This is a genomic window from Methanocella paludicola SANAE (assembly GCF_000011005.1).
GTDB lineage: Archaea > Halobacteriota > Methanocellia > Methanocellales > Methanocellaceae > Methanocella > Methanocella paludicola.
On sequence record NC_013665.1, the window covers coordinates 2,513,153 to 2,533,293 of the forward strand.

General features: G+C 57.7%; 24 protein-coding genes. 9 read left to right on the forward strand and 15 right to left on the reverse strand.

Annotated features, from left to right (window positions below; translation table 11 throughout):
- Positions 1 to 15: 15 nt before the first annotated feature.
- Positions 16 to 1,314: a TraB/GumN family protein gene (locus MCP_RS12950; protein ID WP_128567227.1), complete on the reverse strand. Its 1,299-nt coding sequence runs from the start codon at positions 1,312 to 1,314 to the stop codon at positions 16 to 18.
- Positions 1,315 to 1,384: 70 nt separating this feature from the next.
- Positions 1,385 to 2,506 (reverse strand): CBS domain-containing protein, encoded by a 1,122-nt coding sequence (locus MCP_RS12955; protein WP_012901299.1) that lies wholly within the window; start codon positions 2,504 to 2,506, stop codon positions 1,385 to 1,387.
- Between the two features lie 67 nt (positions 2,507 to 2,573).
- Here MCP_RS12955 and MCP_RS12960 point away from each other — a divergent pair, with 67 nt between their 5' ends.
- Positions 2,574 to 2,843 (forward strand): PRC-barrel domain-containing protein, encoded by a 270-nt coding sequence (locus tag MCP_RS12960; RefSeq protein ID WP_012901300.1) that lies wholly within the window; start codon positions 2,574 to 2,576, stop codon positions 2,841 to 2,843.
- Positions 2,844 to 3,618: 775 nt separating this feature from the next.
- Here the strand turns inward: MCP_RS12960 and MCP_RS12965 are convergent.
- The gene (locus tag MCP_RS12965) at positions 3,619 to 4,842 is read right to left on the reverse strand and encodes an MDR family MFS transporter (RefSeq protein ID WP_012901301.1); all 1,224 of its coding nucleotides are present in this window, start codon (positions 4,840 to 4,842) and stop codon (positions 3,619 to 3,621) included.
- Between the two features lie 71 nt (positions 4,843 to 4,913).
- Here MCP_RS12965 and MCP_RS12970 point away from each other — a divergent pair, with 71 nt between their 5' ends.
- The gene (locus MCP_RS12970; RefSeq protein WP_012901302.1) at positions 4,914 to 5,657 is read left to right on the forward strand and encodes a tRNA(His) guanylyltransferase Thg1 family protein; all 744 of its coding nucleotides are present in this window, start codon (positions 4,914 to 4,916) and stop codon (positions 5,655 to 5,657) included.
- Here the strand turns inward: MCP_RS12970 and MCP_RS12975 are convergent.
- Together MCP_RS12975 and purC are read right to left on the reverse strand one after the other, a co-directional pair.
- Complete coding sequence (locus tag MCP_RS12975) at positions 5,643 to 6,197, reverse strand: sugar O-acetyltransferase (protein ID WP_012901303.1); 555 nt, start codon at positions 6,195 to 6,197, stop codon at positions 5,643 to 5,645. The two genes, MCP_RS12970 and MCP_RS12975, sit on opposite strands and share 15 nt — an antisense overlap.
- Positions 6,198 to 6,256: 59 nt before the next feature.
- On the reverse strand, positions 6,257 to 6,970 hold the full coding sequence (purC, locus tag MCP_RS12980; RefSeq protein WP_128860224.1) for a phosphoribosylaminoimidazolesuccinocarboxamide synthase: 714 nt from the start codon (positions 6,968 to 6,970) through the stop codon (positions 6,257 to 6,259).
- 170 nt (positions 6,971 to 7,140) lie between these two features.
- Here purC and hypB point away from each other — a divergent pair, with 170 nt between their 5' ends.
- From hypB to MCP_RS13005, 5 genes are all read left to right on the forward strand, one after another.
- A complete protein-coding gene (gene hypB, locus MCP_RS12985; RefSeq protein ID WP_012901305.1) occupies positions 7,141 to 7,791 on the forward strand; it encodes a hydrogenase nickel incorporation protein HypB in 651 nt (216 codons plus the stop codon).
- A gap of 242 nt (positions 7,792 to 8,033) precedes the next feature.
- Positions 8,034 to 8,744 carry an epoxyqueuosine reductase gene (locus tag MCP_RS12990; RefSeq protein ID WP_012901306.1) on the forward strand — a complete coding sequence of 237 codons (711 nt, stop codon included), beginning with the start codon at positions 8,034 to 8,036 and terminating at the stop codon, positions 8,742 to 8,744.
- A gap of 28 nt (positions 8,745 to 8,772) precedes the next feature.
- On the forward strand, positions 8,773 to 9,354 hold the full coding sequence (locus MCP_RS12995) for a hemerythrin domain-containing protein (RefSeq protein ID WP_128860071.1): 582 nt from the start codon (positions 8,773 to 8,775) through the stop codon (positions 9,352 to 9,354).
- Between the two features lie 145 nt (positions 9,355 to 9,499).
- Positions 9,500 to 9,844: a hypothetical protein gene (locus MCP_RS13000; protein ID WP_012901308.1), complete on the forward strand. Its 345-nt coding sequence runs from the start codon at positions 9,500 to 9,502 to the stop codon at positions 9,842 to 9,844.
- Between the two features lie 114 nt (positions 9,845 to 9,958).
- On the forward strand, positions 9,959 to 11,074 hold the full coding sequence (locus MCP_RS13005) for a PQQ-dependent sugar dehydrogenase (RefSeq protein WP_012901309.1): 1,116 nt from the start codon (positions 9,959 to 9,961) through the stop codon (positions 11,072 to 11,074).
- A 135-nt stretch (positions 11,075 to 11,209) separates the two neighbouring features.
- Here the strand turns inward: MCP_RS13005 and MCP_RS13010 are convergent, their stop codons facing one another.
- From MCP_RS13010 to MCP_RS13050, 9 genes are read right to left on the reverse strand one after another with little or no spacing between them, the layout of a single operon-like run.
- Complete coding sequence (locus tag MCP_RS13010) at positions 11,210 to 11,899, reverse strand: 2-phosphosulfolactate phosphatase (protein ID WP_012901310.1); 690 nt, start codon at positions 11,897 to 11,899, stop codon at positions 11,210 to 11,212.
- A 41-nt stretch (positions 11,900 to 11,940) separates the two neighbouring features.
- The gene (locus MCP_RS13015) at positions 11,941 to 12,426 is read right to left on the reverse strand and encodes a DUF7261 family protein (RefSeq protein ID WP_012901311.1); all 486 of its coding nucleotides are present in this window, start codon (positions 12,424 to 12,426) and stop codon (positions 11,941 to 11,943) included.
- On the reverse strand, positions 12,427 to 12,849 hold the full coding sequence (locus tag MCP_RS13020; protein ID WP_012901312.1) for a DUF7262 family protein: 423 nt from the start codon (positions 12,847 to 12,849) through the stop codon (positions 12,427 to 12,429).
- On the reverse strand, positions 12,836 to 13,360 hold the full coding sequence (locus MCP_RS13025) for a hypothetical protein (protein WP_012901313.1): 525 nt from the start codon (positions 13,358 to 13,360) through the stop codon (positions 12,836 to 12,838). Before MCP_RS13025 ends, MCP_RS13020 begins: the two co-directional genes overlap by 14 nt.
- Before the next feature lie 10 nt (positions 13,361 to 13,370).
- On the reverse strand, positions 13,371 to 13,808 hold the full coding sequence (locus tag MCP_RS13030; RefSeq protein ID WP_012901314.1) for a hypothetical protein: 438 nt from the start codon (positions 13,806 to 13,808) through the stop codon (positions 13,371 to 13,373).
- A complete protein-coding gene (locus MCP_RS13035; protein ID WP_012901315.1) occupies positions 13,783 to 14,526 on the reverse strand; it encodes a hypothetical protein in 744 nt (247 codons plus the stop codon). Before MCP_RS13035 ends, MCP_RS13030 begins: the two co-directional genes overlap by 26 nt.
- On the reverse strand, positions 14,523 to 15,413 hold the full coding sequence (locus MCP_RS13040) for a type II secretion system F family protein (protein WP_012901316.1): 891 nt from the start codon (positions 15,411 to 15,413) through the stop codon (positions 14,523 to 14,525). The genes MCP_RS13035 and MCP_RS13040 overlap by 4 nt, the downstream gene beginning before the upstream one ends.
- A 1-nt stretch (position 15,414) precedes the next feature.
- The gene (locus MCP_RS13045) at positions 15,415 to 16,263 is read right to left on the reverse strand and encodes a type II secretion system F family protein (RefSeq protein WP_012901317.1); all 849 of its coding nucleotides are present in this window, start codon (positions 16,261 to 16,263) and stop codon (positions 15,415 to 15,417) included.
- Entirely contained in the window at positions 16,256 to 17,887 is a 1,632-nt protein-coding gene (locus MCP_RS13050; RefSeq protein WP_012901318.1) for a type II/IV secretion system ATPase subunit, read from the reverse strand. The genes MCP_RS13045 and MCP_RS13050 overlap by 8 nt, the downstream gene beginning before the upstream one ends.
- A gap of 94 nt (positions 17,888 to 17,981) precedes the next feature.
- On the opposite strand from MCP_RS13050, the gene MCP_RS13055 reads away from it, so the two are divergent.
- Positions 17,982 to 18,515, forward strand: a complete 534-nt coding sequence (locus MCP_RS13055; RefSeq protein ID WP_012901319.1) for a hypothetical protein — start codon at positions 17,982 to 17,984, stop codon at positions 18,513 to 18,515.
- Positions 18,516 to 18,632: 117 nt separating this feature from the next.
- A complete protein-coding gene (gene mptA, locus MCP_RS13060) occupies positions 18,633 to 19,637 on the forward strand; it encodes a GTP cyclohydrolase MptA (RefSeq protein WP_012901320.1) in 1,005 nt (334 codons plus the stop codon).
- Positions 19,638 to 19,662: 25 nt separating this feature from the next.
- Here the strand turns inward: mptA and MCP_RS13065 are convergent, their stop codons facing one another.
- Positions 19,663 to 20,094: a hypothetical protein gene (locus MCP_RS13065; RefSeq protein WP_012901321.1), complete on the reverse strand. Its 432-nt coding sequence runs from the start codon at positions 20,092 to 20,094 to the stop codon at positions 19,663 to 19,665.
- Positions 20,095 to 20,141 lie beyond the last annotated feature (47 nt).

Here is a 20,141-nt window from a genome sequence, read left to right on the forward strand (position 1 = left end):
ACTGGAAGGATGAGCTTATAGCCGGATCGACGCGAGCCACGAGCTGATAGCATGATACCCGTTGCTGACGCCGGCCTGCAGAAGCTGCACCGGGTCGGTGATGTGGAAGTAGTACACCAGGATGGCGGCGCCGATGACCGTGCCCAGCATGCTGCCCACGTTCGCCATGGCCGCAATGGCGATGGCCTTGAACAATTTATTCTTGAACATCTTCTTCAGCGTTTCGATGACTCCGGCCTCATCGTCGGTGCCGAGGAGCGTGTTCAGGTCCTCCATGGTCGGGGGATACTGGGTGGCCTCCACGACGCCCGCCAGCCAGCCGATGGCCAGGACGGGGTTGATGAAGGCGTACCAGGCCAGGCCGAACGCGGTCGCGATCGACTTCCAGTGGCCGCCTACGGCGGCGACGAACAGCGCCGACAGGGTGCCCTGCACCAGGAACAGCACGCCAAGCGCCAGGAGAAGCTGCTCCAGAGGTATGCCCGAAAGTATGAGCAACAAAAATACGAACACGACCGAAAGGACTACCAGCCCGCTGAAGATCTTCAGCCAGGGGATGTGCCGCTTTTTAGGGACGTCCGAGATGGACGCGATGGGCGGGATGGTCTCCGGGTGCTCCAGGTATTTCCGGATGCCTTCACGGTGCCCGGCACCGACGACTCCGACCACGCGCTTTGTCTTTCCGATCTCTAATAGATTATGTGCCAGGTACGCGTCGCGCTCGTCCACGAGGACTTCGGCGACCGACGGCGTGAATTCCCTGAGCTCCTCGATCAGGCTCGAGACCACGTCCTCTTGCGTTATCTGTTCGATGTCGACGTCCTTGGTGCCGATGCCCAGCGACGCCAGGACGAGCGAGTAGAACATCCTGAACTTTTCGCGGAACGACATCTTCGCCCAGAACCGGGCCAGCGTGATGCCCAGGTCCCTGTCGATGTACACCACTCCCAGGCCCCTGGCGTTCGCGGCTTCAATAGCGGCCAGCATCTCGGAGCCGGGCTTTACGCCCATTTCGGCGCCGACCTTACGCTGGACGAATGCTAACAGTGTCTGCATTAAAAATAGAGCCAGGTTGTTGCCCTTAAGCAATTCTTTTATGGGTATTTCCTTTTGGCCCTGATCGCCTTCTTTGAGAACCCGGGCACGGCGTATGTCGAGCTCGACGGCGACCACGTCGGGCTTGTAGGCCTCGATGGCCTCCTCAACTTCCTTTACGCTCTTCTCCGACACGTGGGCGGTGCCCACGAGCATGATGTTATCCATGGGGTTCGGAGAAATGCGTGTTTCAGCGTGTGTGTCCGCCTGTCCTTCCATCAACGTTTCACGACCGGTACCTGCAAATAAGCATTATAATTATATTATTTTTATTCATTTGTGGTTATATTTAAGCGTTGGGACTGGTTACTCCGGCCCTGGCCACCTCGTAAAGCTCCAGCGCCTTGAGCATGTCCGTCCTCGAGACGATGCCCGCCATCTGCCCGCCGTCCATCACCACGAGGCGCCCGATCTTGTTCGTCGACAGCTTCTGAAGCGCCGTGAACGCATCATCATCGGGCTTCAGCGTAATAACGTTTCTGGTCATGATATCCCGGACGGGAGTCGTGGCCCGCGCTTCCACCGGCACCCGGGACACGTCGTTCAGCGTCACGATGCCCACCATCTTGCCTGCCTCGACAACCGGGTAGCCCAGGTGCTTGAGCCTGAACATCGTATCGATGGCCTGCGCCACCGTCGTGCCGACATCGAGCGTGTGCACGTCAGTGGTCATGATGTCTTTTACTTTTATGCCCTCCAGGGTCATGGACGTCGTAGTCGAGCGCTCCTCCTCGCCTGCCGCCATGTAAATGAAGAGCGCGATGACGATGAACCAGAGGCCGGTCGGCCATGTCAGGATGCCGAGGAGCGCCAGGATGTAGGCGAACAGCTTGCCCACGCTGACCGCTATTCGGGTGGCCTTGATGTACGGCATCCGCTTCGCCAGAAAGCCTCGAAGGACCCGGCCGCCGTCCATGGGGAAGGCCGGGAGGATGTTGAATATGGCGAGGGCGATGTTCATGTACGCCAGGAGCGCGACCATTGTGCCAGTATACGGGTCGCTTTTCATGCCCGGCACGAGGAAGTATATGGCCGCAAATATGACCCCTAGCACCATGCTGGTCGCCGGCCCCACGAAGGCCATGAACATCTCCACCGCGGGGTTCCTCGGTATATCCTCCATCTCCGAGACGCCGCCGAACAGGAAGAGCGTGATCCCGCCGATCTTTATGCCGTTATGCACGGCGATGTAGGAGTGCGCCAGCTCGTGGATGAGGACGCAGGCGAAGAGCAGGATCGCCCCGATGAGGCTGAGGCCTATGCGGATCCAAATATCGGGAACGTTGCTGAACCCGAGGGGCGGGGGAGAGGTCGCGAAGGCGAAGGCGATAAATGGCAGGATGAGTAAAAAAGTTACGTGCAGCTTGATGGGAATGCCCATTACGCTGCCGATTTTAAGCGACGAGACCATAACGTTTTAATATTATCTAACAAAGTATATATCATTATAGGGCTATAAGTTGGGGAGAGGATACTTAATGATTGCTGATATCACCTCTTTATTCGACCTGAACGTCTATACGGACAAGGGAAAATACGTGGGGAAGGTGCAGGATGTCCAGCTTGAGGCGAACGAGAGGAAGATCTCAGGCCTCGCGCTGGGGAACATTAATAAGGACATGTTCGACGTTGAGACAAGGGGCGTCATTATCCCCTACAGGTGGGTGCTCGCGGCCGGCGATATCGTCATTATCAGGCAGCCGAACGTGAACCTGGGCGAGAAGAGCGAAGAAGCTGAGGAGATGTAATCTCCTCGAGCTCATCCTTTTTTTGATATTTTGTAGTGTTGAATAGATCTTATACTTCATGCGCTTCCCTAGCTTAAGCCCGCGAAGCTTGTTAAGTCCGCGAAGACTGTTTCGAGCCCGAAGACCGCGAAGCTGGCGCGAAGACCGCGAAGACATATTAAAAATTTGATTCTTGCGCGTTTTTGGGATGGCCTATATCCTATGCCGTCCCGGAGTGTCATAGCACACAGGGGCACCGAGCTCGCCGAGGTTAACGGAGATTTTTTAATGATTTGAGGCACGGAGCACACGGAGCACGGTTTATTAGTTTTCCCGGGGCACAGAGTTAATAGAGGCAGGGTTGACCAATAAACAATTAATAAGGTAGCTTTGAATAAACGGCGAGGAATGGTTTATCGTCGACTATGCCTCTTTCAACTCTGTGCCCCGGGTAAGTTATAAACCCGTCCCTGTGGCCTCTGTGACCTCTCTTTTTAATAAAAATCTCCCTGAAACTCCCTGCTCTCCGTGCCCCTGTGTGCTATGACACTCCGGGACGGCATAGGGGTAAGGCGGGAGTTCGCATAAGTAAAACCATACGCCATGAAGACACAATAAGTAAATAAAGAAAAACGCTTACCCCAAAATCGCGGAAGAATCCATTTTAACATAAAATTATCTTTTAATCTATCTTCGCGGTCTTCGCGTAAGCTTCGCGGTCTTCGGGCTCGAAACAGTCTTCGCGTACTTAACAAGCTTCGCGGGCTTTAGCTGCACAAGCGAGCGGATTGAATAATTATTTTAGCACATACGAGCCGTTCTTATTATGCGGGACTAGCTTTCTTAAATAAATAAAGCTGAGGGCACAGCCTAAGCCCGCCGTCCCGACGATGAGCCAAACGTACATACCCGGCAGGTGGTCAAGGAGAACTCCGCCCAGCAGCGGCCCGACGGCAAAGCCCAGGGTGCTCGTAAGCCCGCTGAAGCCCTGGTAGCGCCCCCGGTTCTCCTCGGTGGACAGGTTGGCCGTCAGCGTGGTCTGCGGGGGCATGTACGTTAATTCGCCCAGCGTAACGATAAAGATGCACAGGGCCAGCATGAGGAAGTTGTGCGAGAACGCGACCAACCCGAAGCCCAGCGCGTAGAGCGTCACGCCCAGGGCCATCGAGAGCGTGAGCCTGTAGCGGTCCGTGAGCCTGGTGACGAAGTACTGCGCCACCACGACCATGATACCGTTAATGGCGAAAAGCATGCCTATCTCGACCTCGGGGATCCCCACGAATCCCTTGGAGTAAACGGACAGGGGCGAGTACATCTGGGAGTAGACGACCGAGACGAGGAACACCAGGATCGAGAAGACCATAAAGGGCCGGTCGTCCGGGATCCTGCGCAGGTCCTTTAATGTGAACCGCCTGGCGGGGATGCACGTCCTCGTGTCGCTGATGAAAAAGATGACCAGGAGCAGGTAAATAGTGCTGGTGACGGCCGTGAAGTAGAACATGGACGAGTAGGAGAGCATGGCCATGACCCCGCCTACCATGGGGCCGAGGGCGAATCCTGCGTTCTGCCCGATACGTAATAAACTGAAGGCTTCTAGCCGCTTTTGGGGAGGCACAAGATCGGTGGCGATAATGTTCGGTATGGGGCGGAAGAGCCCGGTGGCCACGCGGGTCATGCATAATATGAGCAGGTAAAGCCCATAATGAGCCTTAGCGCCAACGGCCCACCCCAGCAGCAGGAAGCTCGTTATCAGGATGGACAGGCCCAGGATGAACGTGAACCGCCTCCCCATACGGTCGCACATCTCGCCCCCAACGAACTGGAAGATGGCCCCGACGAACGAGGAGGCGAACATGGCGAACCCCACGAGGCCGGCCGATACGCCCTGGTAATAGTACAGGTATATCGAGATGAAAGGCATCACGATGGACATGCCGAACTGGTTGAGGGCCATGCCGAAGAACAGTATCCATAGCCTGCGGTCATATGCCGGAAGCTTGAGGTTCTGTATCATGGACATGGCTATCACGACGGATGAAAAATGGTAATATACGATACCGGTAGATAAATGTAATGTAGCTGTGGTGACGTATGGCCGACGAGCGATTCAAGGTAAAGGAGATATACAAGGACATCAAGGCGCTGCCGCCCGTCATCGTGCGGGCGGACGGGAGGAACTTCAAGGAGTCCCTGGCCCGGCTAAAATTTAAAAAGCCATACGACCTGAAGTTCGAAAAGGCCATGGTTTCCGCGGGTCATGCGCTCATGGAGTCCAGCGGCCTGGGGCCGCTCTGGGTGTACACGTTCTCCGACGAGCTCAATGTCTTCTTCAGCGAGCTTCCGTTCGACGGAAGGGTGGAGAAGCTGGACTCGGTGGTGCCCTCGTTTTTATCCAGCGCCCTGACGCTGGCTTTAGGCGTGAAGACGCCCCTGGCGTTCGACGCCCGCGTCGTGCCCCTGCATTACGAGGACGTATCGGGGTACCTGCAGTGGAGGCAGGCGGAGGCGTGGCGTAACCACATGCAGTCCTATGGCTTTTACACGCTCGTTAAGGATGGCCTGGCCGAGAAGTACGCCTCGAAAACGCTGCGGGGCATGAAGTTCGAGGACATCCACGAGATGATGTGGCAGCGCGGCATCAACCTGAACGAGACGCCCGCCTGGCAGCGTAAGGGCGTGTTCATCTATAGAAAGATGGTAATGAAGGAAGGGTACGACCCCGTCAAGAAGAAAAAGGTCCGGGCCCGGCGGGCCGAGGTGGAGGAGTCCTGGGACCCCCCGCTCTTCGGCTCGAAAGAGGGCGAGGCGTTCCTTAAAAGCTTAAAGTCTCTTTAATATTTTGCACGGGTTGCCGGCCGCCACGACGTTCGAGGGGACGTCCCTGACGACGACGCTGCCCGCGCCGATGGTCGTGTTGTCGCCTATGTGAACTCCCGGGCCTATGATCGCCCCGCCTCCGATCCACACGTTATTGCCGATATGCACGGGCGCCCCAAGCTCTAGCCTTGTTCTTCTTATCCCGGGTTCCGTGGGATGGTACGCGCCATATATCTGCACGTATGGCCCGCAAAGTACTCCGTCGCCTATCCGCACCTCTCCGCAGTCGAGCACCACGCACCCGAAGTTCATGTAGAGCCGCTCGCCGGCATGGATGTTCGGGCCGTAGTCGCAATAGAACGGGGGCTCGATCTCAATCGGCTTCTTCAGCTTCCCGAAAAGGTCCTGGAGTATGGCCGTCCGCTTGTCGGGCTCGTCGGGCGTGGTGTTATTGTAAACGTACAACAGCCGCCGTGCCCTCAGGCGCAGGGCTACGAGCTCGCTGTCCGAAGCGTCGTAGAGCTCGCCGGCCAGCATCTTTTCTCTCTCGGTCTTCATCCAATAAACAATAAAAGTCCCACGGCCATAATCGTGACCGCGGGAAAAGCCAGAAAAAGTTACTTGAATATCTCGGGGACGATGAGCTTCGCGGCCTCGTCGTAAGCGGCCATAAGGTCGCCCTTGTCGAACCTGAACACGTCCTTGTCCAGGCTCTGGCGGGTGTCCTTCTTCCAGAGGCGCATGGTGTCCGGCGATATCTCGTCCGCCACGACGATCTTCTTGTCCACCTTGCCGAACTCGAGCTTGAAGTCCGGGAGGAGCAGGCCCCTCTCGTCGAAGAACTGCTGCAGGATCTCGTTCACCCTGAGGGAGATCTTCCTGATCTTGCGGATCTCCTTGTCGCTGGCGATGCCCAGGGCGATGGCGATGTCGTCGTTGAGCATGGGATCGTGGGCCGCGTCGTTCTTGTAGTCCATGACGATCAGGGTCGGGTCGAACTTCTGGCCCTCCTTGAAGCCGTACTTCCTGACGATGGAGCCGGCGGCGTAGTTCCTGGGGATGACCTCGATCTTGACCATGTCGCAGGCGTGCACGAGCATCTCGTCCTCGGAGACCATCTTGATATAGTGAGTGCTGATGCCGTTATCGGCAAGCAGCTTGAACAGCTTCGCCGATATCTGGGCGTTGTAGTACCCCTTGCCCTTCATGTTGGCCTTTTTTGCCCCGTCGCCCGCGGTCACGTCGTCCCTGAACTTGACGATGTAGCGCTTCGGGTCCGTCGTCGCATAGACCGTTTTGGCCTTCCCGCTGTATAATGCGTCCCCTTTAATCATGGTCATCACCTATGATATAATTCGAATTAATGAATGAAACCTTTCGGTATTTTGTCTATACAAGGCGATTTTTGCTTATAAAGCTTCACATAATCCCCTGTGTTGGCGACAAATATTTATTGCACCATCATGAACTATGGTTAATTCTTATCATTTAGGTGAGACCTTTGCACAAAGTCGAAGTCAATGTAGGCGCCAACGTCACCGAGGCCAACCGCAGGGAGGCCGAGGAGAACCGCGAGCACCTGGACGAGCACGGCGTTAAGGCCGTGGACATTCTCGGGGCGGTGGGCTCGGGTAAGACCATGCTCATCGAGAAGCTGACCCCCATATTACAAAAGCGGGGCATGAAGGTAGGCGCCATTGTCGGGGACTGCTATGGCGACGACGACTACCAGCGCATCCACTCGTTAAAAATACCCACGCAGAACCTGAACACGGGCACAGAGTGCCACCTGGACGCCCACATGGTCCACCATGCGCTCCACAAGCTCCCGCTGGACGACATAAACTTCTTATTCATCGAGAACGTCGGCAACATGGTCTGCCCCACGGACTTCCCCGTCGGCAGCCACAAGCGCGTCGTCATCGTGAGCGTCACGGAAGGCGACGACGTGGTCAACAAGCACCCCGCCATGTTCAGGGAGTGCGAGATCGGCATCATCAACAAGGTCGACCTGGCCGAGGCGGTGGGCGCGAGCGTCGAGAGGATGGAGAGGGACATGAAGCGCCACAACTCGAACATTAAGATCCTCAAGACCAACCTGAAGAAGGGAGTCGGCGTAGAAGAGCTGGCCGACATGCTCCTGAAGAACTAAGTATTTGTATGATGACTGCTCAATAAAAAAATAACGACCTATAAAGAGGTGAGCATAAATGGCAGGATGTGGATGTGGATGTGGCAGCAGCACGAAGCCCAAGACCGCCGCGAAGGCGACTAAGAAGGCTGCGCCCAAGAAGAAATAATTCTGATTTTATCATTATGGGGCTGCAGGCCCCGGCTTTTTTATAACATTTGCCCTTCGAAAAGATTATTTGCCAGCCATGCCTCGTTTAATCTATGAGCCTGCTCACTGACCTTGAAGACCTGGCGAGGGACGAGGGCGCCGACTTTTTCGGCGTGGCCGACCTGGCGCCCGCTCGCGATGCCATATTAGATCAGGGAGGCGAGATCGTCGCCGGTTATCCCCGGGCCATATCCCTCGGCTTCAGGCTATTCGACCCGCTCGTGGACCAGCTACCCGGGAGGCGAGAGAGGGCTGTAGCCGTAAGCTACCGGCTACATTGCTACGATGTCATCAACCAGAGGCTGGACCTGCTGGCCTCAAGGCTCTCGAGCGTCATCCAGCGCTCGGGATATAAGGCATTCCCGGTGCCCTCGTCGGCCAGGGCCAGTGACGAGAAGATCTGCGCCGTATTCTCGCATAAGATGGCCGCGCACCTGGCGGGCCTCGGCTGGATCGGGAAAAGTTGCCTTTTAGTGACGCCTGAAGCCGGGCCGAGAGTGCGCTGGACCACCATATTGACGGACGCCCCGCTGAAGGCGGGGACGCCCATGGACACGAGGTGCGGCGACTGCCGGGATTGCGTGGATGCCTGCCCTGTAAAGGCCTTTACAGGCAGAGATTTTACTGAGGCAGAGCCCAGGGAGGCGAGGTACGACGCGAGGCGGTGCGAAAAGTACCTGAACGGCCTGGAAGCGTCCACGGGATACGGCGTCTGCGGCATGTGTCTCAACATATGCCCGCATGGTAAAAAAGTCGAAAAATAATATAACGATACGGCCCCGATAATCTCGTATGGCTCAAATGCAGGGGCACATGCTTCCCATCGGCGAGCTGATGATCGAGCACCGGCTTATCGACCGCATGTTGAAGCTGATGAGGATCGAGCTGGACCGTATCGGCGCCTACGGCAAGGCGGACCCGGAGCTCATCGAGTCCATGGCCACGTTCATGAAGGAGTACGCGGACATCTGCCATCACGGCAAGGAGGAACAGATACTGTTCCCCCGGCTTTCAGAAAAGCAGATCTCGCCCGACATGGCGAGGATGGTGGAAGACCTGGTGCAGGAGCACAGGTTCGTCAGGAACCTCACGAACGAGCTGGTCAGGGCGAACGACCTGTACATTAACGGCAGGCCCGAGGGCAGGGCCGGCATCATTTCGAGCCTCAACAGCATCGTGGAGTTCTACCCGAGGCACGTCGAGAAGGAGGAGAAGCACTTTTTCATCCCGGCCATGGGCTACTTTTCCGATGCCGAGAAGGACGCCATGCTCCTGATGTTCCGGGAGTTCGACGACCGGCTGCTATACGACGAGTTCCGGATGATGGTCTCGGCCATGGAGGACCAGTGGCATGCCCCACCTCCTGGAAAATAATTTTTAGATTACTATCGCCCCGCTCATCCGCAACCCTTAAACCCCTTTAAAGCCTGGTTACTCCCCCGGAGGGGAGAAAATAGACCATATCGTTTACCTGAACACGGCGGCCGAGCTAAACCAGCTTCTGAGCGGCGAGAAGACCATGCTTGCAAGGGCGTCCATGGGTAAGAAGCGGCCTTATGGCCGGGTATCCGGGGGCGATTCCCTGTTTTTCCTGTGCGGCTTCAACCCCAGGGTCAAGGCAATGGCCGCGGTGAAGAGCGTCGCCAGCGCGGAGATGGAGAAGGACGTGGCCTCCGATATAAAGAAGCGGTATGGCAAGATACTGGCCCCCGCCGCGCAGCGGGAGATCCTGAACAAGCGCTACGTCATCCTCATCGAGCTGGAGAAGGCCAGGCCTATCGTGCCTTTTTTACTTTCCGAAGAGGTCCACGGCTCGCCAGGGGACTGGGTCGTCGTGGAGAACATCGACGAGGCTATCTCCTGAGATGGCTGCACTTATTAAAATGCCCTTAGACACATAATTCAGCGGCAAACCCATTTATGGCCGGGGATAAAACCGTTAATATACGGGGGGTCCTGCCTGTCCATAAGAAAATTAATGTTATATACTGCGCTCTTTGCGCTTGCCCTGCTTATCGTCATATCCCTGGTATTCATCTTCTTCAATCCGTCAGTCGAAGGTAATAGCGACCTCCACCTGGACACCATCAAGCTGCCGGCCGGATTCAGGATCGACGTGTACTCGGATGGCGTGCCCGGCGCAAGGTCGATGACATGGGGGACGAACGGCACTTTATTCGTGGGTACTCGTGACGAGGGCAAGGTTTACGCGATCACCTCGAAGGACGGCAAAACGGCAGACGGGGTCATCGTGATCGCCGAGGGGCTGAACCAGCCCAACGGCGTAGCGTTCCGCAATGGCTCCCTATACGTGGCCGAAGTGAGTCGAATATTGCGCTACGACAATATCGAGGCCAGCCTGAAGAGCCCGCCCGAGCCCGTCGTAGTGAGCGACGCGTTCCCCTCTGATGCGTGGCACGGCTGGAAGTTCATCCGCTTCGGACCTGACGGTAAATTGTACGTGCCGGTGGGCGCGCCGTGTAACGTATGCGAGCGGCCGGACCCGTACGCTACCATCATGCGGATGAACCCGGACGGCAGCGGCCTGGAAGTTTACGCCCGGGGCATACGGAACACCGTGGGCTTCGACTGGGACGCGAACGGCAGCCTGTGGTTCACCGATAACGGCCGGGACTACCTGGGAAATGATATCCCGCCCGACGAGCTTGACCATGCGCCGACGATCGGGATGAACTTCGGCTTCCCCTATTGCCATGGCATGAATATATCCGACCCGGAGTATGGCTCTGGGCATAATTGTTCGGAGTTCACCGCCCCTGTGCTTGAGCTGGGCCCGCATGTTGCCGCTCTGGGGATGCGGTTCTATGATGGCGCAATGTTCCCATCCGGTTATAATGAGCAGATCTTCATCGCCGAGCACGGCTCCTGGAACCGGGATACGCCCATCGGGTACCGGGTCACGCTGGTGAGGCTGAAGAACGGCTCGCCCGTCTCGTATGAAGTGTTCGCCGAAGGGTGGCTTCAGAACGGCACGGCATGGGGAAGGCCCGTGGACGTAGAAGTTGCGCCCGATGGGGCACTGCTGGTCTCCGACGATAAGGCCGGGGCCATCTACCGGATCAGCTATGGCTGAATACGCCGTACAAATTAGTTCGGTAGGTATCACTCGCCTTTATTAATGCCGTGTATCCTGTGGGCATTGATTTGTTCGGTCGGTATCACGAACCTCTCCAAAGGAATCACGGCATAGGTACAAAACGGTACAATGCTAGTAGGGCTTCTCAACGGTGATGCGGCCGTTACTGTATACGGGCACGATGGGGAACCGGTTCACATCACGGCAGATCATGTCCACGTCGGCCTGGTACCCGAGCCCCGCCACTTTCTCCCCGGCGGGAGTGCGCCGGATACAATCCAGCAAATGCTGGCACTCCGCATCGTTCTGGATGAAGCGCTCGGCCTCGTACGTGAAATGCCCCCGGCCCAGCATCAGCGCCATGACCTCGATGAGGCTCGCGGCGTCCAGGTCTTCCTCCGACTTCAGAGGGTCCGAGGCTAACAAATAGGTACGGTCACCGGCCATGGCGTACTCGGCCACGGCGCCGGCGTTGAGCGTGCTGCCGATGACCCCGCCCTCGACCATGACCCGGGTGCCGTTGGAGGTGGTGATGACCACGGTCTTCCCCTTGAGGTCGGCACCGAGCATCTCGGTGGGCGAATTATTAAAGTCGAATCCATCGATCTTTTTGCCGCCCCGCTCTCCCACCAGGACGGCCTCCATCTTCTTCCCCTTTTCGAGGGCCTCCCCCGCGAACTCGACGGGGATGACTCCAGCGGCCCCCGCCCACAGGGCGGCCACTATAGTGGAAGAGGCACGGAGCACGTCGACGATGATGGGCGTCCCTTCGGGCTCTGATAAGAATTGCTGCCTGCCTTCGGGGCCGATGAGATAACGCATGTGGCGGTTTGAATGCTTTTAACGATAAAAAGCTTTGCGAGCTAATCGAAGATGGCGACCTTTGATATCCGGCCTGACCTGCGGCCGTCATCGATGGTGATATCGCATGCACAGCCTTTGAGCAGGGCTTCATTGCCTTTTTTCTCCACGATTACGCCTCCAATACCTTGTGTATCATTATGAAGGGCGGCGTATTCGCGGGCCAGGCTTTCGTTGTACGAGAGCCGGTACGACATGCCGTGCTTGAGCAGCACGAGGGCCATGCTGTCGGCGGACTTGTTCGCCTGGGCCTTGAATTCGGACACTGCCTTCGCCCTCGAGTCCCAGCTCGATGACGAATGGTAATGGGCCGTTCGCTGAAGTGCGCTCTCCTGCGCCCACACGACATTCGATATATAGTCGGTCGATAGTGCCGGCTCTTCCTCGTACGCTGTAGAGTCCATGGCCGATACGCACGCTACGACGCCCATGAGGCACAGGCACGCCAGCAGCGCGGACAGCAGGATCATCTGGCCCCTGTCGTCCATCTACGCCCTCCATAGAGTGAGCTTGCAGTCGAGCATATCCCCATCGTCGTTGCAGACGATGAACGGTCTCACGTACAGGGCTGCTCCAGGCGCCGGCCTCTGTCCTATGGTCCCATATGGTGTGTCAATGTAGCAATAAGTCCCGGGGGGCAGCATGTACAGAATATCCTGGCAGATATCGGCCGAACTTTCTCTCCACTGAGCCGGGGACGATAGCGTAAATTCAAGGGACGGGCGCTCCAGGGAGCTCCCCCGGAATAAAAGCACGTTAAGCAGGTCGGACGAAAGGTCTTCCAGGCTGCAGGAATGCCCTGATGCTGGCGAAGGCGCCATCGCGTTCACGTAGAATAGCGCCGCCATGACCATCGCCGCCGCCAGCGCCGCTTCGATGAGGTGTACCGCGCCCCGGTCATCTTGCCCCAACGTCCTTCCTCCAGAGGTAAACGTTCACTTCAGCCTCCCTGTATATGCCGTCCTGGTCCTTGATGGCCGCGATGCGACGGGATTTGCAGACGTCCATCGTGTCCGGAGGGAGAGGGTACCCGGCGGCCCTGGATATGGTCCCATCCAGGCTGTCGATCTCTATCCTCAGGCCGTACTGCCCTTCATCATCAAGCCCTACCGCCTTCTTTAGGGCCGAGGCGTTAAACATGTACAGGCCGTCGACCTTGTATACCGAGAGGATATTCGGGTCTCCGTCTGAAAGCCCTATGATGGCGGGACTACCGGTGGCCTGAGGGCCCATGTGCCAGTCAGAGGGCTCCCCTGGCTCTTTCAGCAGCACGTCACCGATGCGCCCTGCAAGAGGGTCAAGCTCTCCGGCATAGCCGGCCGTAAGCCCGGCGGACATGATGTTGGTGGCCGTGAAGAATGTGCAGACGAGCAGTATCGCCAGCACCGTATAAGCCGCTGCGAAATCTACGGAGAACGCCATGTGCCGCCCCCTACGTTAGCGTGAGCGTCTTCGAGGACGCCTCGTACTGTATCCTGTGTGAGCCCGGCGCGCTGACCATGAACCCCTCTACATTAATGTCGCCCGGGACGATCAGCGGCGCCTCGTACGCCTCTCGCCCGACCAGCACGCATACGGCCCTTCCGTCGCCGGACGGATAAACCAGGTAGCTTCGGCCGCATATCCGCTCGGGAAGGGCCATCTCATCGACGACAGAGGCATGGCTTTCCACCGCTCCCGACATGCGGTCGCTCACGCGGACGGCTACGCTGTATGCCGCCTGTGCCCTGGCGTCGGCGGAAGCCGTGTTATTGAAGCTGCTCACCCCGACGAACACCGCGGTAAAGATGAGCAGGGAGATGCCCAGGAGCGCCACGTACTCGGCGGCGATGGCTATGCCCTCGTCACTCGTGGATCTCAGCCTCCGCATACGTGATATAGATATCAGAGACCTCCGTGCTTGAGGCCTTTACCGCCCCGTTCTCGTACGTAACGGCGAGCCCGCACCTCTCGAAGGCCTCTTCCCATGCAGGCAGGTCGCCGCTCCTCACATATATTACGGCCCTGCTGCCGGCCGGAACGTGGAATGCCAGAGGCTTTATCGAGACGCACCTGGCGTACATCGTCTCCGGGCCGGAGTGCCCGATATATGTGTCGGCAGATATGGATACGATGGTAAAGTACAGCGCTTTCCTGCCTGACGGGAGCGCTGCGGCCCGGACGCAGGGGCTTATTTCGGAGCTCACCAGGCCCGTATCGTTCGATATGATCGCGCCTCCCTCGAATATCACGGACCTGAACGGGGAATCCAGGGCCACGCTGCCCATAGGCAGGTACGCCAGAGGCGCAGAGTTCGAGTATATGCTCATGGAGCGAAAATCGTCGTGCCTGTCCCTGACGGCGAGCACGTATCCCGAGGGGACGGCCATCTCGAACGCAGTGTCGAACGTGTTATTGGACTCGATAATGCCGGCCATTAAATCGCCGAACGAGCGAAGTGAAGCGGCCGATCCCTGGAACTCAAGCTGCTTTTCGCTCGCCGACAGCGTCCCCATGCTCCCGGCGAGCAGCGCCACAGAGGCAATGGAAACGACCGCGACGAGCACCGTATAGCCCATAAGCTCGGACACGCCGGCATCGTCGATCATATGCCGAAAGCCCCCAGCATGTCGTATCCGGGAAAGATGACCAGCTCATATACGAGGAATGTCAAGCCCAGTAATATGGCTGCATCCCGCGCTCCTCCATAAACAATCGCTTCGCGCATCTCCCCGATAGCCAGCCCGGTGCACAAGGCAACGGAGACGGACAGTACGTAGTAGGGCATCACCGCGTCCCTGACGTTGAGCACTTCCAGGCCCGTCGCCAGCCTCATGTCCGCGGAGAGGTGCATGAAGGAGGTGATGCAGAGCATGGTGACGGCCAGAAAGATGATGGCCGTGAAGTAGATGACGAATACTGAGGAGGATATGCCCGCCTGGCGCTCTTTTTTCAGTGACTGGGCCAGCCTGCCTTCGGAGGCGACTGCCTTGAGTATGCTCTCCAGGTTCGAGCTGGTCGTGAGCGCTTCGATGATGACCGATACTGACCGGTCCACATAGCGGTTCTTTGTCCTTAAGGCCATAGCCCGCAGCGCGGACGCTATGTCGTATCCCTCCTCCTCGATCTCGGAGAGCATGCGGCAGACCTCGTCGGAAATGGTGCCATACTCGTGGCGGGACACCCTCTTGAGAGCCTTCACTATAGAGCCGCTCGCCTTTACCTGCTCGGACAGGTCGTAGAATAGCTCCGGGGCCTTGGCCTCCACCTCCGCATCGTATACGGCCACGGCCCTGAAAGCAAAGGCGATAGGGAGCAGCGGGGCCATGACCCCTGCAAACAGGGCTATGTCGGGGCTCGAGGTGAGGACGAATACCACGAAGGCCGCGACCAGGCCGGCGATGACCGAGGCGGCGGCCACCGCAGGAAGCCCGGCCGACTTAACGAACGAGCAGGTATCAGATATGTCGAGCCTGTGCAGGGCGGTCAACGACATCTCAGGCCTCCGGGTTAGAGGCCTTGATCATGCGGATCACGATGAAGCTGCCCAGCGGCACCACGACGATGGCGTCCAGCCACACGAAGGAATCGTTGGCCAGCCACCCGGCCATGTTAAACACCAGGTTGATGAGCGAGACGAAGATGGACGCGATGCCGACCAGCGACAGATAGATCGAAGACAGGCCCTGTACGCTGTCGTTGAACTTTCGCATGTCCATGCGCTTTCTCTCGGTGAACGCCTGGTACTTGCCCCGGAGATATTCCTTCAGGCTGCCCCCGCTGCCGTATACCTCGGCGATGCCGATGAGCAGCTCCTGCCAGGCGATGGAGGGCGACGTGGACTGGGCCAGCCTCAGCGCTGACACGACGTCCATGCCGTCCTCCTCTACCAGCGATAGGATGTATGTCGCCTCGAGGGCGACGTCCTCTCCATACACATCGCCGAGGTTGGAGATGTTCTGGAACATCTTCTTCAGGGGCACGTTTGACTCGGCCATGGTGAGCATGAACCCTATGACGTGTACGATGCTCGCGTCGATGAGGGCGCCCCTGTAGTCTTTATTCGACCGTACGGTGTAGGACCTGGCATAGAACGTGGCCACCCCGGTCAATACGCCGGATACCGGCACGACCGCCAGCACGAGGGGGTCCGCATACATGCCCGATAATATGATGTAAAGCCCGGATGCGACGACGGCCGCAATGGAAGCGATAAGCGTGAGGGCGGCAGTCCTGAGCATCCAGTCCTCGAACACGCGCTCCGGCCGGCACTTCTCGTAGTTCGAGCGAAGGTTTTTGGCCCGGAAGGCCATCAGCGCTGAGACGTTCCGTAGCGGGTCAGTCATAGGAGAAGTCCCCCAGCGCTATGTCCCCTTCAAAAGAGGAATGCTTTTTCATGAACCGAAGCAGGCCCTTACGGTCCCTGTGGAATGACTCCACGATCTTCTTGACCCGGGACTCGTCGACGACGCAGTTCTCGCCGATCCACCGCAGCACAGAGGCCCGGGAGCTGAGCTCTTCGACGAGCCTGCCGTCGTCCCATCCCCGGTCGCGCTTGATGCGGTCGAGCACCGAGGAGCGCGGGGCCGTCATGGATATGGAGTCGCCTGCGGGGTCCCATTCGAAGAGCTCGCGGATCATCAGGGTGCCGTCTTCGTTCACGCCGCCGATCTCGCTGATGGAGCGGCAGCGCCTGACCTTGACGTCTACGGGGCCGGACTGTATGCTCACCATGGCCAGGTTGACGCATAGCGAGAGGCTGGCCGCGGTGTGCGGGGGGATGTTGAACGGGGCGTTCATGACCCGGTTGAAAAAGCTCGAGGCGGAGTCCGCGTGGAAGGTCATGAGCACCGTGTGGCCTGAGTTGATGCCGTGAATGGCCGCCCTGGCGCCCTCCGGGGTCCTGACCTCCCCGACGATGACGTACTCGGGCCTCTGGCGGAACGCCGCCAGTAACAGTTCGAACTCGGTGATGGGGGACTCGCCCGACTCTCTCACGACTAAAGGCGTCCAGTTCTGCGACGCAAGCCTCACTTCCCGGGTATCCTCGATAGTGACGATCTTGTGCCTGTCGGTGATGGATCCCACGACGGCGTTCAGCGCGGCCGTCTTGCCCGAAGCCGTGCCCCCGATGAAGGCCATGCTGCACCGGTTCTCCATGGCCAGCCAGAGGAAGGCCAGAGACTCGGGCGAGAAGGTTCGCTGCCTCAGCAGCTCCGCCGCCCTTCGCGTTCGGTTCGCCACCCGTATCGAGAACGTCGAGCCGTTGGAGCTTACTTCCCGGTATATCGTGCCGTTTAGACGGGAGCCGTCGGGCAGCGACACGTCCTGGATGGGGTGGGCGGCGCTGATGGACTTACCGCCCTTCTGAACTAAATAAAGAATAAAGTCATCAAGCTCCTCCTCGCTCCCGAACGATATGCCGGTGGGAATGGACTCGTACTCGGGCACGTACACGTAGACGGGACTTCCGTACCCGTTACAGCTCACGTCCTCGACGTTCTCGTCCTTGAGCAGGGCATCGATCTTCTTGTATCCCCGGAAGTCCCGCTCGATGAAGTACCGCATCTTTTCCTTCAGCGTCGCCGGCACGTTCCTTTCCCTGCACAGGCGCTCGAACTTCTGGCGTATGCGCTCCCTGCCCCCGGACTTTTTCATCGTCTCCAGCTCAGAGCGGGGCTTTTTATGAAGCTCGGCGACGATGGCCTCGTATATTTTGCATTCGTCCCCCGTAATGGAAGGCTCGATCAGGTCGTACCGGCACTTACCCGACCCGGGGTCCCACAGTATCTGTACGCTGCAGTTATCGTCGATCCGGTAGCTTTTCACGACTTCTATGCCGCCGGCGGCAGGCACCGGCTCTTCCGCATCCGCCGGCCCGGCCTCGCTGCGATCGATCATGCCCGTTAGCAGGCTCTTCTTTGGCCCGTCGTCGTCCACGCCCAGTAGTGCATCCCGTGCAAGGCTCATTGTAACACCGAAAGTTATTTTCGTATATTTGTAAATAAGTAATGCGCATATTATTTATAATTTGTTGTAACTTAATCAGTTAAGGGGTTAACACATGTCAGACGACCTTGCGGCATGGCATAGCTCGCTGGAAAAGGGCATTTCTGAGGTCTTCCCCGGCATCGGGAAAGTCATCGTTTCGTCGGGCGGCCGGAGCTATCCCGAGGACATCGGCTGGCTCGCGGAGCGAATGAGCCGCCTCAGGGCGAGCGAGATGCTCATCGAGGAGGAAGAGGGCAGCGTGCTCGTGGTCAAGGACGATTATGGGGACATGGCCGTTGCCGTGAAATTTTCGGCCAATATTTCTCCCGTGAGCCTTTCCCGGTCCATACGGCTTACGTTCGCAAGGCGGGAGGCGAGGACGTGTATCAGGCCTTATGTGCCGGCCGCGGACGTGGACCGCCTCGTGAGGAGCTGGAAGAGCATGATCGCCCTCATCTTCGGCGAAAACTTCGCATCGAAGCTGGTTGAAAAGTCGTTCCGCGGCAGGGCCCGGGACGAGATGACCCCCGAAGAGGTGGAGGCCGCGAGAGCCTTTATATCCTCGGCGCTCGGCGATTGCCTGGCATTGGACAAAGTTAATAAATGAAGCACGTATTAAATGGGATGTCAGGCACCCATACGACAAACCTTATGGCTTCTCCTGCGTACGGTAAACCTTATCGTACTTCAAAGCCTTATAACAACATCCCAAAGGTGAACATTCTTGATATTACCCGACGTGCAAGCCGGAAACCCCGACGTCAAGATCAGCCTCACGAAAGTAGGCGTCACCGAAGTTAAAAAGATGGTAGAGATCGCCCGCGGTCCCAAGAGGCCGATCATCCTCATACCCACCTTCGACATTTTTGTGGATCTACCCTCGGACCGTAAAGGCGCCAACCTTTCCCGGAACCTCGCGGCCATCGACAAGGTCCTGGAGGACGCCATCAAGGAGCCCGTCTACGCGATCGAGGACCTGTGCGTCGACGTGTCGAAGGAGCTTCTGGCAAAGCACGACTACGCATCCCGTGCCGAGGTGAGCATGCAGGGAGAATACATGATGAAGCGCCGCTCGCCCGTGACGAACATGGAGTGCCAGGAAGTTTACGATATCTGCGCGGATGCCGTGGCCCTGCGGGACGGACTCATCAGCAAGGGGATCGGCGCCCGTGTCATCGCCATGACCGCCTGCCCGTGCGCGCAGGACATCATGAAGGCCGAGGCCGAGCAGAAGCTGCGCAAGCTGGGGATAAAGCAGGGACAGATCGACGAATTTTTAGAGGATATGCCCATGCCCACGCACAACCAGCGCGGCATCGGGTCCATAAAGATCGAGTTCGCCGACCACCGTGATGGCGAAAATAAGCGCATCTCCATCGAGTCCATCATCGACATAATCGAGCAGTCCATGAGCTGCCGGATGTTCGAGTTACTGAAACGCCAGGACGAGGAGTACGTGGTCAGGACCGCCCACCAGAACCCGAAGTTCGTGGAGGACTGCGTGCGCGCCATGGCCAAGAACCTGGTGCAAAAGTTCCCCGACCTGAGCGACGATGCGACTATAACGATAAAGCAGGTCAACGAGGAGAGCATCCACCGCCACAACGCCTTCGCCGAGCGCATCGCCACCTTCGGCGAGCTCAAGAGGGAAGTTAACGGCAAGGCTATCGTTAAGGCTAAGGAGCCCTCCGTAACAGCCAAAGTTGGTCGCAGGAAGGCAAAAGTTTAAAACTCTTTTTAAAAAAAAGTTTGATTTACAGGCCGTAATCCTGTATGACATCCCACCCGCTCTCCACGTAGAAGACGGGCTTATCGAAGAGCCGCTGGTGCAGGGACAGGTACTTTTCCAGGACCTCTAACACCTCATCACGGGGGATGAAGTACTTCATGTCTTCCATGCGCTCCGTGATCTGGTCGACCTCCTCGAAGATAGGGTTGAGGTCGTTGACTATGACGAACTCATTATCCAGCATGTGCTCCATGGATTCGCAGAGGCGGTCGGTCTTATCCATCAGCCTGTACTGGAGTTTGTTATATTCCTCGAGGTTCTTAATGAACTCGTCCACGTCGGCTACTTCGCCGCTCTGGACGATGTCGGCCCCGGCATCGAGGTAATAGCCCGATATGTCATCGGGCGTGAGGTCGATATTCGGGAAATCGACCTTTATGCGCCTCTCGGTCATCATGATATCAGAATTAATCAAATAAACTAAAGTATATAGCTTTTCTCGTT